At 37.3% G+C, this 15,434-nt stretch carries 13 protein-coding genes; 10 read left to right on the forward strand and 3 right to left on the reverse strand.

The window, feature by feature from the left end; genetic code table 11:
- Window positions 1-72 precede the first annotated feature (72 nt).
- The 5 genes from deoD to AVFI_RS19475 all read left to right on the forward strand — a co-directional run bounded on the left by deoD (window position 73) and on the right by AVFI_RS19475 (window position 6,475).
- The gene (deoD, locus tag AVFI_RS19455; RefSeq protein ID WP_005422471.1) at window positions 73-783 is read left to right on the forward strand and encodes a purine-nucleoside phosphorylase; all 711 of its coding nucleotides are present in this window, start codon (window positions 73-75) and stop codon (window positions 781-783) included.
- 57 nt (window positions 784-840) lie between these two features.
- Window positions 841-2,310, forward strand: coding sequence for an IS1 family transposase (locus tag AVFI_RS19460; RefSeq protein ID WP_188863682.1), 1,470 nt, complete (start codon window positions 841-843; stop codon window positions 2,308-2,310).
- 8 nt (window positions 2,311-2,318) lie between these two features.
- On the forward strand, window positions 2,319-3,299 hold the full coding sequence (locus AVFI_RS19465) for a sugar-binding transcriptional regulator (RefSeq protein ID WP_012535380.1): 981 nt from the start codon (window positions 2,319-2,321) through the stop codon (window positions 3,297-3,299).
- A gap of 121 nt (window positions 3,300-3,420) precedes the next feature.
- Complete coding sequence (locus AVFI_RS19470) at window positions 3,421-4,890, forward strand: tetratricopeptide repeat protein (protein ID WP_054775801.1); 1,470 nt, start codon at window positions 3,421-3,423, stop codon at window positions 4,888-4,890.
- A 1-nt stretch (window position 4,891) separates the two neighbouring features.
- Window positions 4,892-6,475: a GGDEF domain-containing protein gene (locus AVFI_RS19475; RefSeq protein WP_054775800.1), complete on the forward strand. Its 1,584-nt coding sequence runs from the start codon at window positions 4,892-4,894 to the stop codon at window positions 6,473-6,475.
- Window positions 6,476-6,542: 67 nt separating this feature from the next.
- Here AVFI_RS19475 and AVFI_RS19480 read toward each other — a convergent pair whose 3' ends face one another.
- Both AVFI_RS19480 and AVFI_RS19485 read right to left on the reverse strand, forming a co-directional pair.
- Window positions 6,543-6,731 carry a hypothetical protein gene (locus AVFI_RS19480; RefSeq protein WP_011263276.1) on the reverse strand — a complete coding sequence of 63 codons (189 nt, stop codon included), beginning with the start codon at window positions 6,729-6,731 and terminating at the stop codon, window positions 6,543-6,545.
- A gap of 462 nt (window positions 6,732-7,193) precedes the next feature.
- A complete protein-coding gene (locus tag AVFI_RS19485; RefSeq protein WP_155662651.1) occupies window positions 7,194-8,933 on the reverse strand; it encodes a bifunctional metallophosphatase/5'-nucleotidase in 1,740 nt (579 codons plus the stop codon).
- Window positions 8,934-9,160: 227 nt separating this feature from the next.
- On the opposite strand from AVFI_RS19485, the gene AVFI_RS19490 reads away from it, so the two are divergent.
- Window positions 9,161-10,795 (forward strand): ATP-dependent endonuclease, encoded by a 1,635-nt coding sequence (locus AVFI_RS19490; protein ID WP_065621864.1) that lies wholly within the window; start codon window positions 9,161-9,163, stop codon window positions 10,793-10,795.
- A 50-nt stretch (window positions 10,796-10,845) separates the two neighbouring features.
- Here the strand turns inward: AVFI_RS19490 and aroG are convergent, their stop codons facing one another.
- Window positions 10,846-11,898, reverse strand: a complete 1,053-nt coding sequence (gene aroG / locus AVFI_RS19495) for a 3-deoxy-7-phosphoheptulonate synthase AroG (RefSeq protein ID WP_012535487.1) — start codon at window positions 11,896-11,898, stop codon at window positions 10,846-10,848.
- Window positions 11,899-12,146: 248 nt separating this feature from the next.
- Here aroG and AVFI_RS19500 point away from each other — a divergent pair, with 248 nt between their 5' ends.
- From AVFI_RS19500 to AVFI_RS19515, 4 genes are read left to right on the forward strand one after another with little or no spacing between them, the layout of a single operon-like run.
- A complete protein-coding gene (locus AVFI_RS19500; RefSeq protein ID WP_017020237.1) occupies window positions 12,147-12,893 on the forward strand; it encodes an amino acid ABC transporter ATP-binding protein in 747 nt (248 codons plus the stop codon).
- Between the two features lies 1 nt (window position 12,894).
- Entirely contained in the window at window positions 12,895-13,689 is a 795-nt protein-coding gene (locus tag AVFI_RS19505) for an amino acid ABC transporter permease (protein ID WP_155662652.1), read from the forward strand.
- A 14-nt stretch (window positions 13,690-13,703) separates the two neighbouring features.
- Window positions 13,704-14,513 (forward strand): transporter substrate-binding domain-containing protein, encoded by an 810-nt coding sequence (locus tag AVFI_RS19510; RefSeq protein ID WP_012535544.1) that lies wholly within the window; start codon window positions 13,704-13,706, stop codon window positions 14,511-14,513.
- A gap of 3 nt (window positions 14,514-14,516) precedes the next feature.
- Complete coding sequence (locus AVFI_RS19515) at window positions 14,517-15,377, forward strand: amino acid ABC transporter permease (protein ID WP_155662653.1); 861 nt, start codon at window positions 14,517-14,519, stop codon at window positions 15,375-15,377.
- Window positions 15,378-15,434: the final 57 nt, after the last annotated feature.

Genomic DNA, 15,434 nt, shown 5'->3' on the forward strand with positions numbered 1-15,434 from the left:
CCACATATCGAACAGGAATGTTCAACAATTTTAGTTACACTCAATTTTTATTTGTAAACTGGAGACCTTATTATGGCTACCCCACACATTAATGCTCAAGCTGGTGATTTCGCAGAAACAGTTCTAATGCCTGGTGACCCTCTTCGTGCAAAGTTCATTGCTGAAAACTTCCTAGAAGACGTAAAGCAAGTATGTGACGTACGTAATATGTTCGGTTACACAGGTACTTACAAAGGTAAAAAAGTATCTGTAATGGGCCACGGTATGGGTATCCCTTCATGTTGTATCTATGTTCACGAGTTAATCGCTGAATATGGTGTTAAAAACGTAATTCGCGTAGGTAGCTGTGGTGCGGTACACGATGACGTTAAACTGATGGATGTTGTTATCGGTATGGGTGCATCAACTGACTCTAAAGTTAACCGTATCCGCTTTAACAATCATGACTTCGCTGCAATTGCTGATTTTGGTCTACTAGAGACAGCTGTTGGTCAAGCTCGTGAACTTAACGTTCCAGTTAAAGTTGGTAATGTATTCTCTGCTGACCTTTTCTACTCACCAGAAGCTGATCTGTTCGACAAAATGGAAAAATTAGGCATCCTTGGTGTTGATATGGAAGCGGCAGGCATTTATGGTGTGGCAGCTGACCTAGGAGCAAAAGCACTGACTATCCTTACTGTTTCTGATCACATTAAACGTGGTGAGAAATTAAGCTCTGAAGACCGTCAAAAATCATTTAATGACATGATGACAGTTGCATTAGAAACTGCAATTAAACTGTAATCAGATGTTTGCGCCAGTCATCAATACTGGCGCCATAAAATCCATAAGGGGAGTCTAGTGCCGACTGAAAAACTGCCGTTGGCTGCTAAAGGGTTACAACTCAATTTTTGTAAAACATTGGCGTGTGACAATTTTGGTGATAACGATGAACAACATTATTTAGTTCAACGTACGAACCCTAAGCGACCTGCATTAGTTTGCCGGAAATGTGGTGCTTTTCCTCCCTTAATCAATAACCAAGAGGTATTGAACGAACTTGCACGTCAACAACAAGTTCAATCACACTCCTTACCCTCTTGTAATAACTCAGAATGCGAACATTTTGGTTTCGATGTATTAACCCATCGCGAGCTATATCATGCATTTGGTTACAGTGGTGATAGACAACGTTATCGCTGCAAATCTTGTGCGTCTACCTTTGTAGATAAATGGTCTGGTGAAAACCAAAAGAGTCTTATTCAACAAAAGCTTTTAGGCTTTTTATTTACTGGTTATTCCGTTCGTGAAATTTGCCGTCGTTTACATATAAATCCTAAAACCTTTTACGATCATATCAATCAAATTGCCAGTCGTTGCCGTCGTCATATGTCATTATTTGACTCAAGACTTCAGCATGATAGAACAAGTATCCAACTTGCCTCTAATGCCACCCCACTGCAACCACTGAGCAATAATGGCGTGTTTTGGTATGCCAGCGCAGAAGTAAACTCTGGATATGTCATTGCACAACATATCAATTACTCGGAAACCGATGAACCTGGCACACTGTTGGATCACGACCCTTTCCAAGAAAACGCACAATATTTATCAAATACGTTTGTTAATGAAGCCAATTCACAACCACCCATTGGCTCAAAATCCATTTTCAAACGCGTAGATCATAAATATCAAGAAATTTTAGCGCGTGCGAATGTTGAAGATCCGCTGGGTAATTACGTCTCTCTCAATTACCCTTCCAAAGGAGCGATAATTCGTCCTCCTTATACTTCGCATGCGCATTTTTTAGAAATTCAAAAAGCATTCTCACATTGTGACTCTATTGAAATCTATATGCCTCAAGAACCGATGCTTCGTTCTGCTGCAATGTCTATATTTTTAAAGCGCATTAAACAAAATAGTATTGATCTTCTTTATGTTACTCAAGATGCAGCATTCCCTACTGAAGAGAGTGGTGAAAAAATCGATATACATCTAGTTGGTTGGTGGCGTGATCGCTGGGCATTTACCGAAATCAACGGACAGCATAAAGGTATATGTCACTTAAATGGTGCAGAACATAATGAGGCGTATTGGCTAAAACGAGCATCGGCGACCGTTGCTAATGAATATCAAACTCGTTTCTATAACCAATTTACCAATTTAGTTAATGAACCAAGACGTAAACTACGCCCTGCAAGCCTACTTCCTCTATTAGATATTTTTAGAGCTTGGCATAATTTATGTCATCAAGATAAACTAGGCATAACTCCGGCACAAAAGTTAGGGTTAATCTCAAAACCAATTACACTTGCAGAATTATTAAGTTAGGACAAGTTATGACGATGTCACCCTCTCAAGATCAAACTGAAAATACAGATATGTTGACTGAAATTGCGATTCTTTATTATCAAGAAGGCGCAACTCAGGAGGAAATATCAAAAAAGTTTGGTTTATCTCGAGCGAAAGTTGGTCGCATGCTAAGAAAGGCGCGAGAAGAAGGAATCGTTGAAATAACAGTGAAATTTCATCCGGTATACAGTGTGCAACTTGAGCAAAAACTGGTTGAAAAATTTAACTTAAAACGTGCTTTGATCTCTTTAGATCAACCTAATACCAATGAACAACGAAAACAAGTAGCCGCTCTTGTAAGCTCATATCTTAACAATAACTTACAGGAAGGTATGGCCGTTGCGGTTGGTCAAGGCCAAAATGTTGCTGCGGTTGCAGATCACGCCGGTATTGTCTCCCATCGTAATGCTCGCTTCGTTTCAGCTATTGGTGGTACGCATCGCAGTGGTGACATCATTAATGCTGATCATATTTGCCGTCGTTTAGCGAAAAAATACGGAGGCAGCAGTGAAACCCTTTACGCTCCTGCTTATGTAAATGACCCAAACCTACGCTCCGCTTTTATGGAGCATACCACCATTAAAGAAACGCTAAATCAAGCCCGTAAAGCTGAATTTGCTTTAGTTGGTATTGGCGATATGGATGAAAATAGCCATATGGTTAAACTCGGATTCTTCACACCTAAAGAATTCGTTGAAGCCCGATTAAATGATGGTATCGTTGGTGATATTGGCGGTTTTGATTTCTTCAAACTTGATGGTACTGATGCAGACACGCTTATGCGAGGTCGTGTTATTGGTCTTGAAATGGAAGACCTACGCCAAATTCCAAATGTTGTCGCAATGGCAAGTGAAAGTCGTAAAGCTTTATCCATTATGGGCGCATTACGTACTGGAGTTATCGATGTACTTGCAACCAGCGTTAGCTGTGCAATGGCTTTATTAAATTTAGCGGAAAATGAAGACTAACCCACACTTATTTTTCTTCGCAACATAACATACCGTAGCACGATCGCAGTTCTATAATTTAGTTCGTGACATCAATAGATTAGCAGGATTATATTGATGTCATGAAGTAAGGAATACCACTGTGAACCAATCAAAAAAAACCATTATTTCCGCTCTTAAGCTTTTAGAGTCACAATTAGAATCTTGTATAGATAATGCCGATAAAATTAAATCTGATGCAGAAGCGTTATTAGTTCGTGCAGAACAAATACACTTCAAATATGGCGAAGCTTATTCAAAACTGATCATCTCTTTAGCGTATTGGCATTTGATGCAATATCCTATTGGTTTCAAAATTGCCCGTGAATTACTGCATATGCATCAAGAGCTTGAAGATGATGATCTCTTACCTAAGATTCTACATGTTTTGGCATCTCATACGTGGGGCCAAGCCAAACTGTTTAGTGCACAACAATTCTGGATTCAAGCACTAGAGCAAGCCTCGCTGCTTGGTGACAATGAAATAGAAATTGAAGCACTTATTGGGTTAGGGAATATTTGGCGCATGACAAATAATCTTAATGACGCTAACTTTGCTCATGACATTGCCGCACAAAGAGCCAAATTTTACCGGATCCCTCATCTCGAAGCTAAGGCCTATATATTACAAGCGTGGGATTACTACCTGCTTGGTAACTATCAAGAGATGCTACCTATTCTAATAAAATCAGAAGAGTTACTTATTCATCATTCCAACTTAACATGGAAAGCTGAAATTTATGATTTTAGAGGCTTAGCATTTCTTGGTTTAAACGATTTGAGTTTGGCTCAACAAAGCTGCAGCTACGCCTACCAACTAGCTCAACAACATCAATTAACTTGGATGATGGCACACTCTTCTATTAGCTTAGCAAGAGTCGCTTCGGCTCAATCTCATTACCTGCCAGCCTATGAATTATTAACCGAAGCAGAGTTAATTGCTGAGCAATTTGATAAAGGAGAGTTACGCTCTCAAATTTGTCTAGAGCAATCTCGAATTGCTGAGTTAACTAACGATTATGAGCATGCACTTTATTCTTATAAACGTTATCGACAATATGAAATTGCTTTATTACAAGAACAATCCAATAGTTTAGGCCGCGATAAATCTAATACATCAAAGGATCAACTTGATTCTAGAGCAAGAAAACTAATTAATCGGATCCAATTGCAATTAGAATTAAATAGCATATCTGCTCTCATATATTTGCAGCCTTTTAATAAATGGTCACAGCATTTATCTTCTGTTTATAATTCTAATGATCTTAAGAATCATCATGTTATTAGTATCATTGAAAACTCTGAAGAAAAGCTCGATACCATAACAAGCCTTATTCACCACTACTGTAAACATGGTGATTTACTAACACGTAAAGGTGATAACGAAGTGCTATTACTGCTTAATGACTCAAAAGAAAAATGTGACGATATTTGTCGCTCTTTAAGCTCACTTTTTACCACTTACCCATGGCAACGTTACTCTTTTGAGGCATCTTCTCCAACGATTAACTTTTTCACAATTACGGAATATTTTGAGACGGTGCGGCCACCTCAAACACCAATGGAAATATGATATGGACAGTCTTTTAAATCGAATAGCTGAAAATAACATTAATTTATTAGAGCTAAATACACACCAATGCCTAGAGTTTTGGTTATATATTGTAGACAACTTCGCTGAAACAAAAACCGAAAAAGCATATGCTCTGTTAATGAGTTCTGAGTATGAAGTCGAATTCAATAACCTGGCAAACAGCATCCAACATTTGCATCGTGCTTTGTTACTGTTAGACCCATCCAAAGACATCGAATTAATGTTGCAAATATATTCAGCATTAAGTTATCGTTATACTGACATTGGACAATACCAAAAAGCCTTAAAATACCTTCATTCGCTTTCTGAACTCGCCGTAGAATATGGTGATAATGAGTTTTATATACAAGCTATTTTGGGGATCGGAAATCTATGCTCTATTTATGGCGATCATTTGAAGGCACTGCGCTATTACCAAAAGTTAGAAGCGTTAAGCAACAGTATTAATAGCAATAATCTCTCGCTTCGTTACCGGCTTTACATGATTGCTTGTCTTCTCGATTTAAAAAGGCTTTCCAAAGCTAAAGAGCTTCTCGATGAGTGTTATGCTTTAAAATACGTTTCTGATGATCCCCAATTAACAGCGCAAGTATTGCTTTATTCTGCAAAATTATTGCGTCTTAAAAATTATCCTGAAACCGCACTTAACCTACTAATACAATATCGACAAGAGTATAGCGACCAACACTCTTTTCCTTGGTTAAATAAATTATTTGCTGTTGAATCAGCCTACTGTCTTATTAAGCAACAGCGTGGAGAAATTGCGGATGTGATCATTTCACATCAATTAAAGCGAACAATAAAATACTCTTATGGTTACTATATTCGCCAATTACTTGAAGTGAAAAGCGATGCTCTGGCAAGTTGTAAACACTTTGCTCTTGCGCTTGAATGTGAAAAAAAAGCACAGCAATTAACTGTAGAAATAATTAAAAATTTCCCGATTAATGAGCTTGGTGGTCACTCTTTAAGACGATTAACTCGATTAGAACTTCAATTACGCTTAAATATTTCTGAAACTGAAAACTTAAAATTAAAAAAAGTATCTGACCAACAAAAAGATACAGTAGCCAAATTACAGCAAGACGTATTTCATGACAGTTTAACTAAGCTATACAATCGTCGATGGTTTGAATCTACCTTTATAAAAGAGATATTACCAACGGTTAAACACTATCAGTTATTGGTTATTGATATCGATGATTTTAAATCAATAAATGATGAATATTCCCATTTAAAAGGCGATATTGTATTAAAACTAGTCGGTAAGATTTTACAAAACTCGGTTTCATCTTCGCATTATACACTACGATATGGCGGTGAAGAGTTTCTTCTTATTATTCCTTCTAGCGACCTTGAACATGGGAAAAAAATCGCCGAAAAATGCCGTTCAGAAATTGCAAATTACGACTGGCAAGAAACACTTAATGATCGCTCTATTACCGTAAGTATCGGGTTAACACGAAATAGAAATAAAGAAGATCATAAAGCTACGTTTCTTCGAGCAGACAAAGCACTTTATCAAGCAAAACGCTCAGGGAAAAATAAGGTATGCTCTTATTAAGCAATAACCTTTATTCAGATATAAAAAAAGCTAGCGCATCTGCTAGCTTTTTCCTTTCATCTATATCTTAACGATAAAGACCTAAATCTTTTTGTAAGTGCTCTGATAATTCAGATGTATATTGTGCAGATACAGTTTGATCTTTACCAAACAAAACATCCACAAGATGAGCAATCAATCCTTTGATACTTACTGAATAGGCCTTCTTTTGTGAAGAAGTAGCGATGTTATTAACGTTCATTGCTGCTTGTGCCATGATTGCCTCACTTAAATTAATCAATTTCAATGAGCGCATAATAAAGCTTAATTTACTGGTCAAAAAATGACTTTTTCTTCAATGTAATATTAGTTTTTCTAATGTAAAAATTACAGCAATCAATAGTTAAAATTAGCGCATATAAATGTGGCAATTAATATGATCCAATGAATAAAAAATCAAATTAACATAATTCAAACAATTTAAACTAACCTAAATATGACAATAATAACTTTTATATCATCCTTAAAGGATAAGTTTTATTAACGCGAATAAAAAAGGCTTCCTAATTAATTAGAAAGCCTTTTAAATGTCACCCTGCAAAAGGGACGAAGTAAACAATTAATGCCCAAGCGAACACCCAGCTTACGACTAGCAATTTGTCTGACCAATCACTGTCCATGCTATTACCTATAAAACTGTACAACTCATCTCAGTTATTTATTAGCAATTAGCATGCCACTAAATAATAGCTGTACTATTTTTATTATATCGATTTAGTGTCATCTTAGGTTTTGTTAAATTAGGGTAATGCATTAAATAATCAATGAAGCAATCAGCCATTGAAAGGTTGGTTGTTATTACTTCATCTTCTTTATTCAGTAAAGGTGCGTAACCTTCCTTCCCTTTTATTGTATAAGCTGTTGATGTTCCATAATATATTTGCTCATCTAATACAGGAACCCACCCAGAAGCTGAGTTAAATATTTCAAACTCGGTAATACGCTGACCAGTAGGATTACACGCTTCATATTGATAACTTAACTGTGATACATAAGGAAAGCTTCCAGACCCACTTCCTATCACCCCATTGTTAGTCGCATTATCTATTGCGCCTTCAATAGCGGCTTTAAGGTATTTGCCTTTGATACTATAAATGACAATTGGAATAGCAAATGGCAAAACTTTTCCGGCAATATCGGCATATGTGATAGCTCCCTGATTTAAACCAGACCGAACTCCACCGGCATTATGCATAGCAAACTGTACTCTACTGTCGACTTGATGCGCTTTAGAATAAAAAGCCTCAACAACCCAAGGGGCAATATCACTTTGTCCTTTCTCATTTGGCACTCTATGATGAGCTAAATCCATCGAACTGTGTCCAATAACCTGCTGAGATAGTCGTACAACCTCACCTCGGTATTTCTCGATCAGTAACTCTTCAATTTTTTGGTCTTTTGAACAAAATTCAGCACCTATAAATTCATTCAAGGTGTTGTATATCACTTTTTGTTTTCCGTCATCAACAGGCGCTTCACAAGCTTTATCCTGATAAGCAATATCGTCTAATAGCAACATATTTCGCCCATTAAACGAAATTAACTCACCACTATCTGAATACTCTAAATCACAATAACCTAGCGCTAAAGCATGACAACCAGCTTGGACGATGTAGGTGTTATTCACCTTCTCACCATATGACGCGATAGTTTCTAAGCCAATATCAGCAAAATCCCCTTGCAATACATGACTATGTCCACCAATGATAAGATCTATCTCTGAGATAGATTCTGCGAGTTGTTTATCAGCGTCATATCCCAAATGACTAATAATAATGACATTGTTAATTCCATTTACTTTTAAATATTCAATGGTTTTTTTTGCAGTTTCAATCGCACTCAAAAATGGTGTATCTGGATCCGGGCTTGCCAATACGTCCATTTTATCTATGGTTAAACCAAATACTGCAATATCGACATTGCCTGCATGTTTAATCATATAATTGGCTATCTCACGCTCAGTATCGTAAGACAACACATTATCTTGGTATTTTAATTTTTGACCTTTGCTTTGGTCTTCTTCACTCAAATCCCAGTTTCCCATTAAAATTGGAAAGTTAACCTGAGAGACAAAATGACTAACTAATTCATTTCCTAAATCAAATTCATGATTACCAAGTACCATACCATCTAACGGTAATTGGTTAAGCAACTCCGCATTGGCCTTGCCTTTATACAGAGAAAAGTAGAGTGTTCCTTGAAAACAATCTCCAGCATGATAAGTAGCAACATCGCCACCTTTTGCTTTCATTTCATTACTAAGTAAAGTCATTTGGTGTGATAATCGAGAAAAGCCACCACACTTTATATAAAATTTATCAACGCTTTCACAATTCAAAGCAATTACAGATTCATCAAAATAAGAGTGCGTATCATTAATATGCATAACTCTTAATTTATTGCTTTGCTTATCACTCATCTTCTTTCCCTTTTCGAAGCCTTAAAACTCAATTGCGCAAGCTTCATCAAACAATCTGCAGCTATCATATCACTTATTGTTCTCTTTCGTTTTTGAACGATAAAGAAAATTGCACTCTCAAAGAAATTTATTCAAAAAAATCAATTCTATAATTGTGATATCCATAATGCTTTACTCTCGTTACATGCTATATAGTTATTTATACAAGTATCTGATGAGGAAGTCATATGCTCTTAGAACGAATAGAAGTTTCAGGATTTCGAGGCATTAAACGCTTATCACTTTCTTTTGAACAACTCACCACTTTGATAGGCGAAAATACATGGGGCAAGTCATCATTGCTTGATGCGCTTTCTATTGCCCTGCCCATTTCAGGCGAATTACATCAATTTACACTTAAAGATTTTCACCAAGACCACTCTATTTCATATACTCAAGACCAACACATTCAAATCATTATTACTTGGCAAACCACAGAAAAAAATGAGCATAAAGCGGGCCGTTATAGAAAGCTCTCCTCACTGTGGCAACATGATGCAAATAGCAATACACAACGTATTTACTACCGTGTAAGTGCAACAAATAATGACGGAAAGATAACCTCTTCAAGCTCATTTTTAAATAAAGATGGTAATGTGTTGCGTTATCACCGTATCGAATGCTTGGTTTATGAGCTCATCAAGTTACACCCTGTCATTCGGATCCGAGACTCACGCCGACTTAGCCCTGGTCCTTTTACTGATCACGTTCCCGATGATCGAATTGAGCGACGAATTAATAATACCTGTCGACGCCTATTAACGGCTCCTGGGCAAGTAAATAGTGGCGAAATAAAAAGTGCCTTACAATCAATGCAATCTCTCGTTGATCATTACTTTTCTTTTAGAAATCATAGACGACATGGTCAACATAAAGTGCGTGATGATTTATTCTTTGGGCAAAAAGCGGAAGGCGTTTCTTTAAACCAATTTGTAAATCAAAATCAAAGCAAACAGACTAAATTATTATTATTGGGTTTACTTAATACCTACTTACGAGCAAAAGGACCAAATACATTAAAACAATCGGCGCGACCAGTCATGATTGTAGAAGATCCAGAAGGACGACTTCACCCAACACAATTAATTCAAGCATGGACATTACTTAATCATATTCCCATGCAAAAAATCCTCACGACAAACAGTAGTGAATTGCTTAGCGCCGTTCCATTATCATCCATAAGACGTTTAGTTAGAGAATCTGATTCCACCTCTAGTTACGCCTTAACCCCAACGAGTTTATCTCGTGATGATTTGCGTCGAATTACGTTTCATATTCGATTTCAGCGCTCTAATGCTTTATTTGCTCGTTGTTGGCTACTTGTTGAAGGTGAAACTGAAGTATGGTTATTTAACGAAATGGCTCGAATTCTTGGTTATAACCTTGCCGCTGAAGGGGTACAAATCATAGAGTTTGCTCAATCAGGATTAAAATCATTAATAAAAATGGCCAAAGCACTTCATATTGAGTGGCATGTGGTTACTGATGGTGATCCTGCCGGGAAGAAATACGCCTTTGCAGTAAAAAGTCAGCTCGAAAACGAGCACGAGCGTCACCGTTTAACAGAACTACCACATAAAGATATTGAGCATTATTTATATCATCACGGTTTTGAAGAGTTATTCAGAACACTGTCAAATATTTCAGCCGATCAACCTGTTCCACCTAAAAAGATCATAGTAAAAACGTTAAAAAAATACGCAAAACCGGATGTCGCATTAGCTATTGTGGAGCACTGTGAAGAGATGGGACCTGAGAGTATTCCTTTATTACTACGGTGGACATTAAAACGTACGGTTACAATGGCAAAAGGACAAGGATAAAAAAACGCCAACAGCATATACTGTTGGCGTTGATATTTTGTAAAGAACTCTTATTTGTTACGTCGTGCCGTTACTGAATCAGCTAATTGACGAAGTACTTTTTCGGTATCATCCCAACCAATACAAGCATCTGTAATCGATTGACCATACGTTTCTACTTTGCCATTAACTAAATCTTGGCGACCTTCTACTAAATGGCTTTCAATCATGACACCGAATACAGCATCTTCACCACCTGAAATTTGACCACAAACATCATCAGCAACAACCATTTGACGTTTAAAGTCTTTTGAACTGTTTGCATGGCTGAAATCAATCATCACTTTTTGCGGTAAACCAGAAGCAGCAAGTTGCTCTTTAACAGGTTTAACATGATCTGCGCTGTAGTTCGGCTCTTTACCACCACGAAGAATGATATGACAGTCAGGATTACCTGCTGTTTCTACGATTGCAGAATGACCATATTTCGTTACTGATAAAAAGTGGTGTGATGAACCAGCTGAACGAATCGCATCCGTTGCAATCTTGATATTACCATCAGTACCGTTTTTAAACCCTACAGGGCATGAAAGACCAGAAGACAGCTCACGGTGAACTTGAGATTCGGTTGTACGAGCACCAATTGCTCCCCAACTAATTAGATCACCCATGTATTGCGGAGTGATCATATCTAAAAATTCACCCGCTGTTGGCAATCCCATATCCGTTAGATCAAGCAACAATTTACGACCAATACGTAGGCCATCATTCAATTTAAATGAATCATCCATATAAGGGTCATTGATTAACCCTTTCCATCCAACTGTCGTACGCGGTTTTTCAAAATAAACACGCATCACAACTTCTAAACGATCACCCAACTCATCACGCAATACTTTTAGCTTTTCACCATACTCTAGTGCCGCTTTTGGATCATGAATAGAACATGGTCCTATAATTACTAAAAGACGGTCATCCTCACCTTGAAGAATATTATGAATAGCTTGACGAGACTGAAACACCGTTTTAGCAGCAGTTTCAGTTGTCGGAAATTTTTCTAGTACAGCAACAGGCGGTAAAAGTTCTTTTACTTGTTTAATTCGTACATCATCAGTTTGATACATTGCTTATTCTTCCATCTCTGTTATACAGGTTATCTTCCTGCATCTTTATTCTCCATTCTGTTAACGTAACGTGTCTTGTTCTGTTGTGCAATGGTTAATTTAATATAACTTACTACTCATACCTCTTTTGACATGAACCACACATAACCTCATTTTTTGCGTAATAAACAATCAAAGAAACAAGAATCACTTCTTTAGTTTAATGAATATGTTACAGTAACTTTGGCTAGTAACTGAAAGGACTAATTGTGACGATTAAAAATACAAAGAGAACAAATGTCATTACTTTTGAAGCTGTTGATAAATTTTACGACCAATTTCATGCGCTAAAAAATATCAACTTAGCCATTCAAGAAGGTGAAAAAGTCGTTATTTGTGGTCCTTCTGGATCAGGAAAATCTACGCTTATTCGCTGCATTAATGCGTTAGAATCCATCCAGAATGGTCAGCTTTCACTTTTTGATGAGGTGTTATCACCAAAGCACCTTGATAAAGGGAAAATTGGCATGGTATTTCAACACTTTAATCTTTTCCCACATTTAACCGTGTTAGAAAACCTAACCCTATCTCCAATCAAAACGTTAAAGCTTTCTAAGGCTCAAGCAAAAGAGCGTGCATTGACGTATTTAAAACGCGTCAATATCGCGGAACAAGCTGATAAGTACCCATCACAGCTTTCTGGCGGCCAACAACAACGCGTCGCTATTGCTCGTTCATTGTGTATGGAGCCTAAAATTCTCCTATTTGATGAGCCAACTTCTGCACTTGATCCTGAAATGATCAGTGAAGTTCTTGATGTAATGTCGGATTTGGCTAAAGAAGGCATCACAATGGTTTGTGTTACTCATGAAATGGGATTTGCCAAAAAAGTAGCAGATAGAGTCGTTTTTATGGATGAAGGTGAAATTGTTGAGGTTGCAGAGCCTCTCCAGTTTTTTGAATCCCCACAACACGCCCGAACTCAGCGCTTTTTAAACCAAATATTAAGCTATTAAGATGAATTACTTTACTCGTATTTTTGCACCTGTTCTCTCTGCCACTCTTCAGATCTTATTACTTGGTTTAGGTCTTTTTTGGGTTTTGGACAGTGGTGCTCAAGCCATGAACTATCAATGGCAATGGGATCGAGTTCCTGACTTCATTTTCTTTTATGAAGATGCTGAATGGTTTCCTGCAGAACTAATTGAAGGTTTGTTGGTTACTTTAAAAATATCCGCCATCAGTGCGATTGCAACACTTACTATTGCTCTGATTACCGCATTATTGCGTCTATCAAACTCTATTGTAGGTAAAACAATATCAACGCTATACATTGAGTTGATCCGTAATACCCCATTATTGGTTCAAATCTATTTATTGTATTTCGTTTTTGGCCCTTTTTTAGGGTTAGATCGCTTCACTACCGCCGTCTTAGCTTTGGCTTTGTTTCAAGGTGCATATACAGCCGAAATCTTACGTTCAGGCTTAATCAATCTACCTAAAGGACAATTTGAAGCGTGTAAGACATTAGGTCTTTCTCAGTTCAACAGCTATCGATATGTTGTTTTACCTCAAGTAATTAGAAAAACCTTACCCTCACTAACCAACGAATTAGTTTCCTTAGTTAAAAACTCTTCTATAGTCAGTGTAATGGCTATTTTTGACCTTACAACTGAGGGAAGAAATATTGTATCGGATACAGCAATGCCATTTGAAATTTGGTTTACAGTAGCCGCCATCTATTTAATGATAACATTAAGCCTTTCTGCTTTATCAGCATGGCTAGAATACAGAATGCACAACGCACACTAAGGAGAACAACTCGCATGAAGCACCTATTACTTTCGTTTTTTGGATTAAGCTTACTATTTAGTAGTTCAGCATTTGCCGCAACGACAACCGACAACACACCCAATTTAGATAAAATTCAAGAGCGTGGTACATTAAAAGTAGGTTTAAGTACTTTTGTTCCATGGGCGATGAGAAATCAACAAGGTGAGCTAATTGGTTTTGAAGTCGATGTGGCAAAACGTCTTGCTGAAGACTCTGGTTTGAAAATTGAGTTCATTCCTACAGCTTGGGATGGTATTATTCCCTCTCTTATTTCTGGTAAATTTGACGTCATTATTGGTGGATTAACGATTACTGATGAACGTTCAAAAAGTGTTCTATTTACTGTTCCTTATTCACACTCAGGTGTACAGGTTGCTGCTAATAAAGAGTTAACGGACGGCTTTACTCGTGAAGACTTCAATTCAAGACGCGTAAAATTTGCAGCACGCCGTGGTTCAATTACCGTTGCAGCTATCAAAGAACACTTTCCAAAAGCAAAAGTTCTACAATTTGATGATGAAGCACAAGCCTTTCAAGAAGTATTAAATGGTAATGCTCACGCCGTAGCAGCATCAACGCCTAAACCAGAATTTGATACACTCAAACACGCTGATATTCTTTACTTACCATTTAAAGAGCGTTTATCACAAGGCAATGAAGCCTTTGCTGTTCGTTTAGGTGAAGAAGATAAAAAAGCGTATTTTGATGAGTGGATCAAAGCTCGCACCGATGACGGTTGGCTAAAAGAGCGTTACGACTATTGGTTTACAAGCCTAGATTGGCAATCACAAACAGCGAAATAGAACATGTATCAAAGAGCATCCTTTAGGCTCAATCGATTAGATTGGGGATTACTGATCATTATCGTAGGGTTCGCCACTTGGTTATTGACTAAAGACAGTGGTACCTTGGCTTATCATTGGCAGTGGTCTAAAGCCATTCAGCTTTTATTTACTCCAAAAGCAGATGGTTCTCTCCCTTACTTTTTTGATGGTTTGTTTTCAACACTACGTTTAACGTTTTGGGGGATGCTCTTTGCCATTTGTTTCGGTGTCTTATTAGGCTTAGGACGCCGTTCAAATCTTACTGTGATTAGAGCGTTATCAAATAGCTATATTCAACTGATCAGAAACATTCCACCTTTGGTCTTTATTTTTATATTTTACTTTTTTATCGCTAACCAACTGGTTCCTTTATTAGATCTTGAAAACTTATTACGTGAACACTCTGGTGATATTAATTTGCTACAGCAGTTCCTTTTTGGCTCTGCTAATCTGTGGGAGAACTTAACAGCTGGAGTATTGTGTATTGGCATGATCTCTGCCGCTTATATTGGTGAGGTCGTTCGTTCAGGGTTGGATGCAATACCTAAAGGCCAACATGAAGCCGCAAAAACACTGGGATTATCAACTTGGCATCGATATCGATACATTATCGCTCCACAAGTATTTAAAGTGATCATTCCACCTTTAGCTGGTCAATGTATCTCTTTAGTTAAAGATTCTTCTATTATCTCTTTAATTTCAATACAGGAATTAACGTTTGTTGGCACTGAAATGGCAAATTCAAGCGGTATGATTTTTGAAATTTGGATTGTTGTCGCTTTCTGTTATTTCATTCTTTGTTTTATGCTTTCCCAACTCTTTAATTATTGGGAACGTAAGTAAAGCAGTTAAAAAAGCTCAAGAATACTCTTGAGCTTTAATATCAATTTAATTGATAGC

The sequence above is a fragment of the Aliivibrio fischeri ATCC 7744 = JCM 18803 = DSM 507 genome, assembly GCF_023983475.1.
Classification (GTDB): Bacteria; Pseudomonadota; Gammaproteobacteria; order Enterobacterales; family Vibrionaceae; genus Aliivibrio; species Aliivibrio fischeri.

What these genes read in the sequence shown, in the direction of transcription:
- AVFI_RS19485 (WP_155662651.1), bottom strand. Translation starts at nt 8,933, where the DNA reads ATGAGTGATAAGCAAAGCAATAAATTAAGAGTTATGCATATTAATGAT.
- AVFI_RS19515 (WP_155662653.1), top strand. Translation starts at nt 14,517, where the DNA reads ATGTATCAAAGAGCATCCTTTAGGCTCAATCGATTAGATTGGGGATTA.
- deoD (WP_005422471.1), top strand. Translation starts at nt 73, where the DNA reads ATGGCTACCCCACACATTAATGCTCAAGCTGGTGATTTCGCAGAAACA.
- AVFI_RS19505 (WP_155662652.1), top strand. Translation starts at nt 12,895, where the DNA reads ATGAATTACTTTACTCGTATTTTTGCACCTGTTCTCTCTGCCACTCTT.
- AVFI_RS19475 (WP_054775800.1), top strand. Translation starts at nt 4,892, where the DNA reads ATGGACAGTCTTTTAAATCGAATAGCTGAAAATAACATTAATTTATTA.
- AVFI_RS19510 (WP_012535544.1), top strand. Translation starts at nt 13,704, where the DNA reads ATGAAGCACCTATTACTTTCGTTTTTTGGATTAAGCTTACTATTTAGT.
- aroG (WP_012535487.1), bottom strand. Translation starts at nt 11,898, where the DNA reads ATGTATCAAACTGATGATGTACGAATTAAACAAGTAAAAGAACTTTTA.
- AVFI_RS19480 (WP_011263276.1), bottom strand. Translation starts at nt 6,731, where the DNA reads ATGGCACAAGCAGCAATGAACGTTAATAACATCGCTACTTCTTCACAA.
- AVFI_RS19465 (WP_012535380.1), top strand. Translation starts at nt 2,319, where the DNA reads ATGACGATGTCACCCTCTCAAGATCAAACTGAAAATACAGATATGTTG.
- AVFI_RS19490 (WP_065621864.1), top strand. Translation starts at nt 9,161, where the DNA reads ATGCTCTTAGAACGAATAGAAGTTTCAGGATTTCGAGGCATTAAACGC.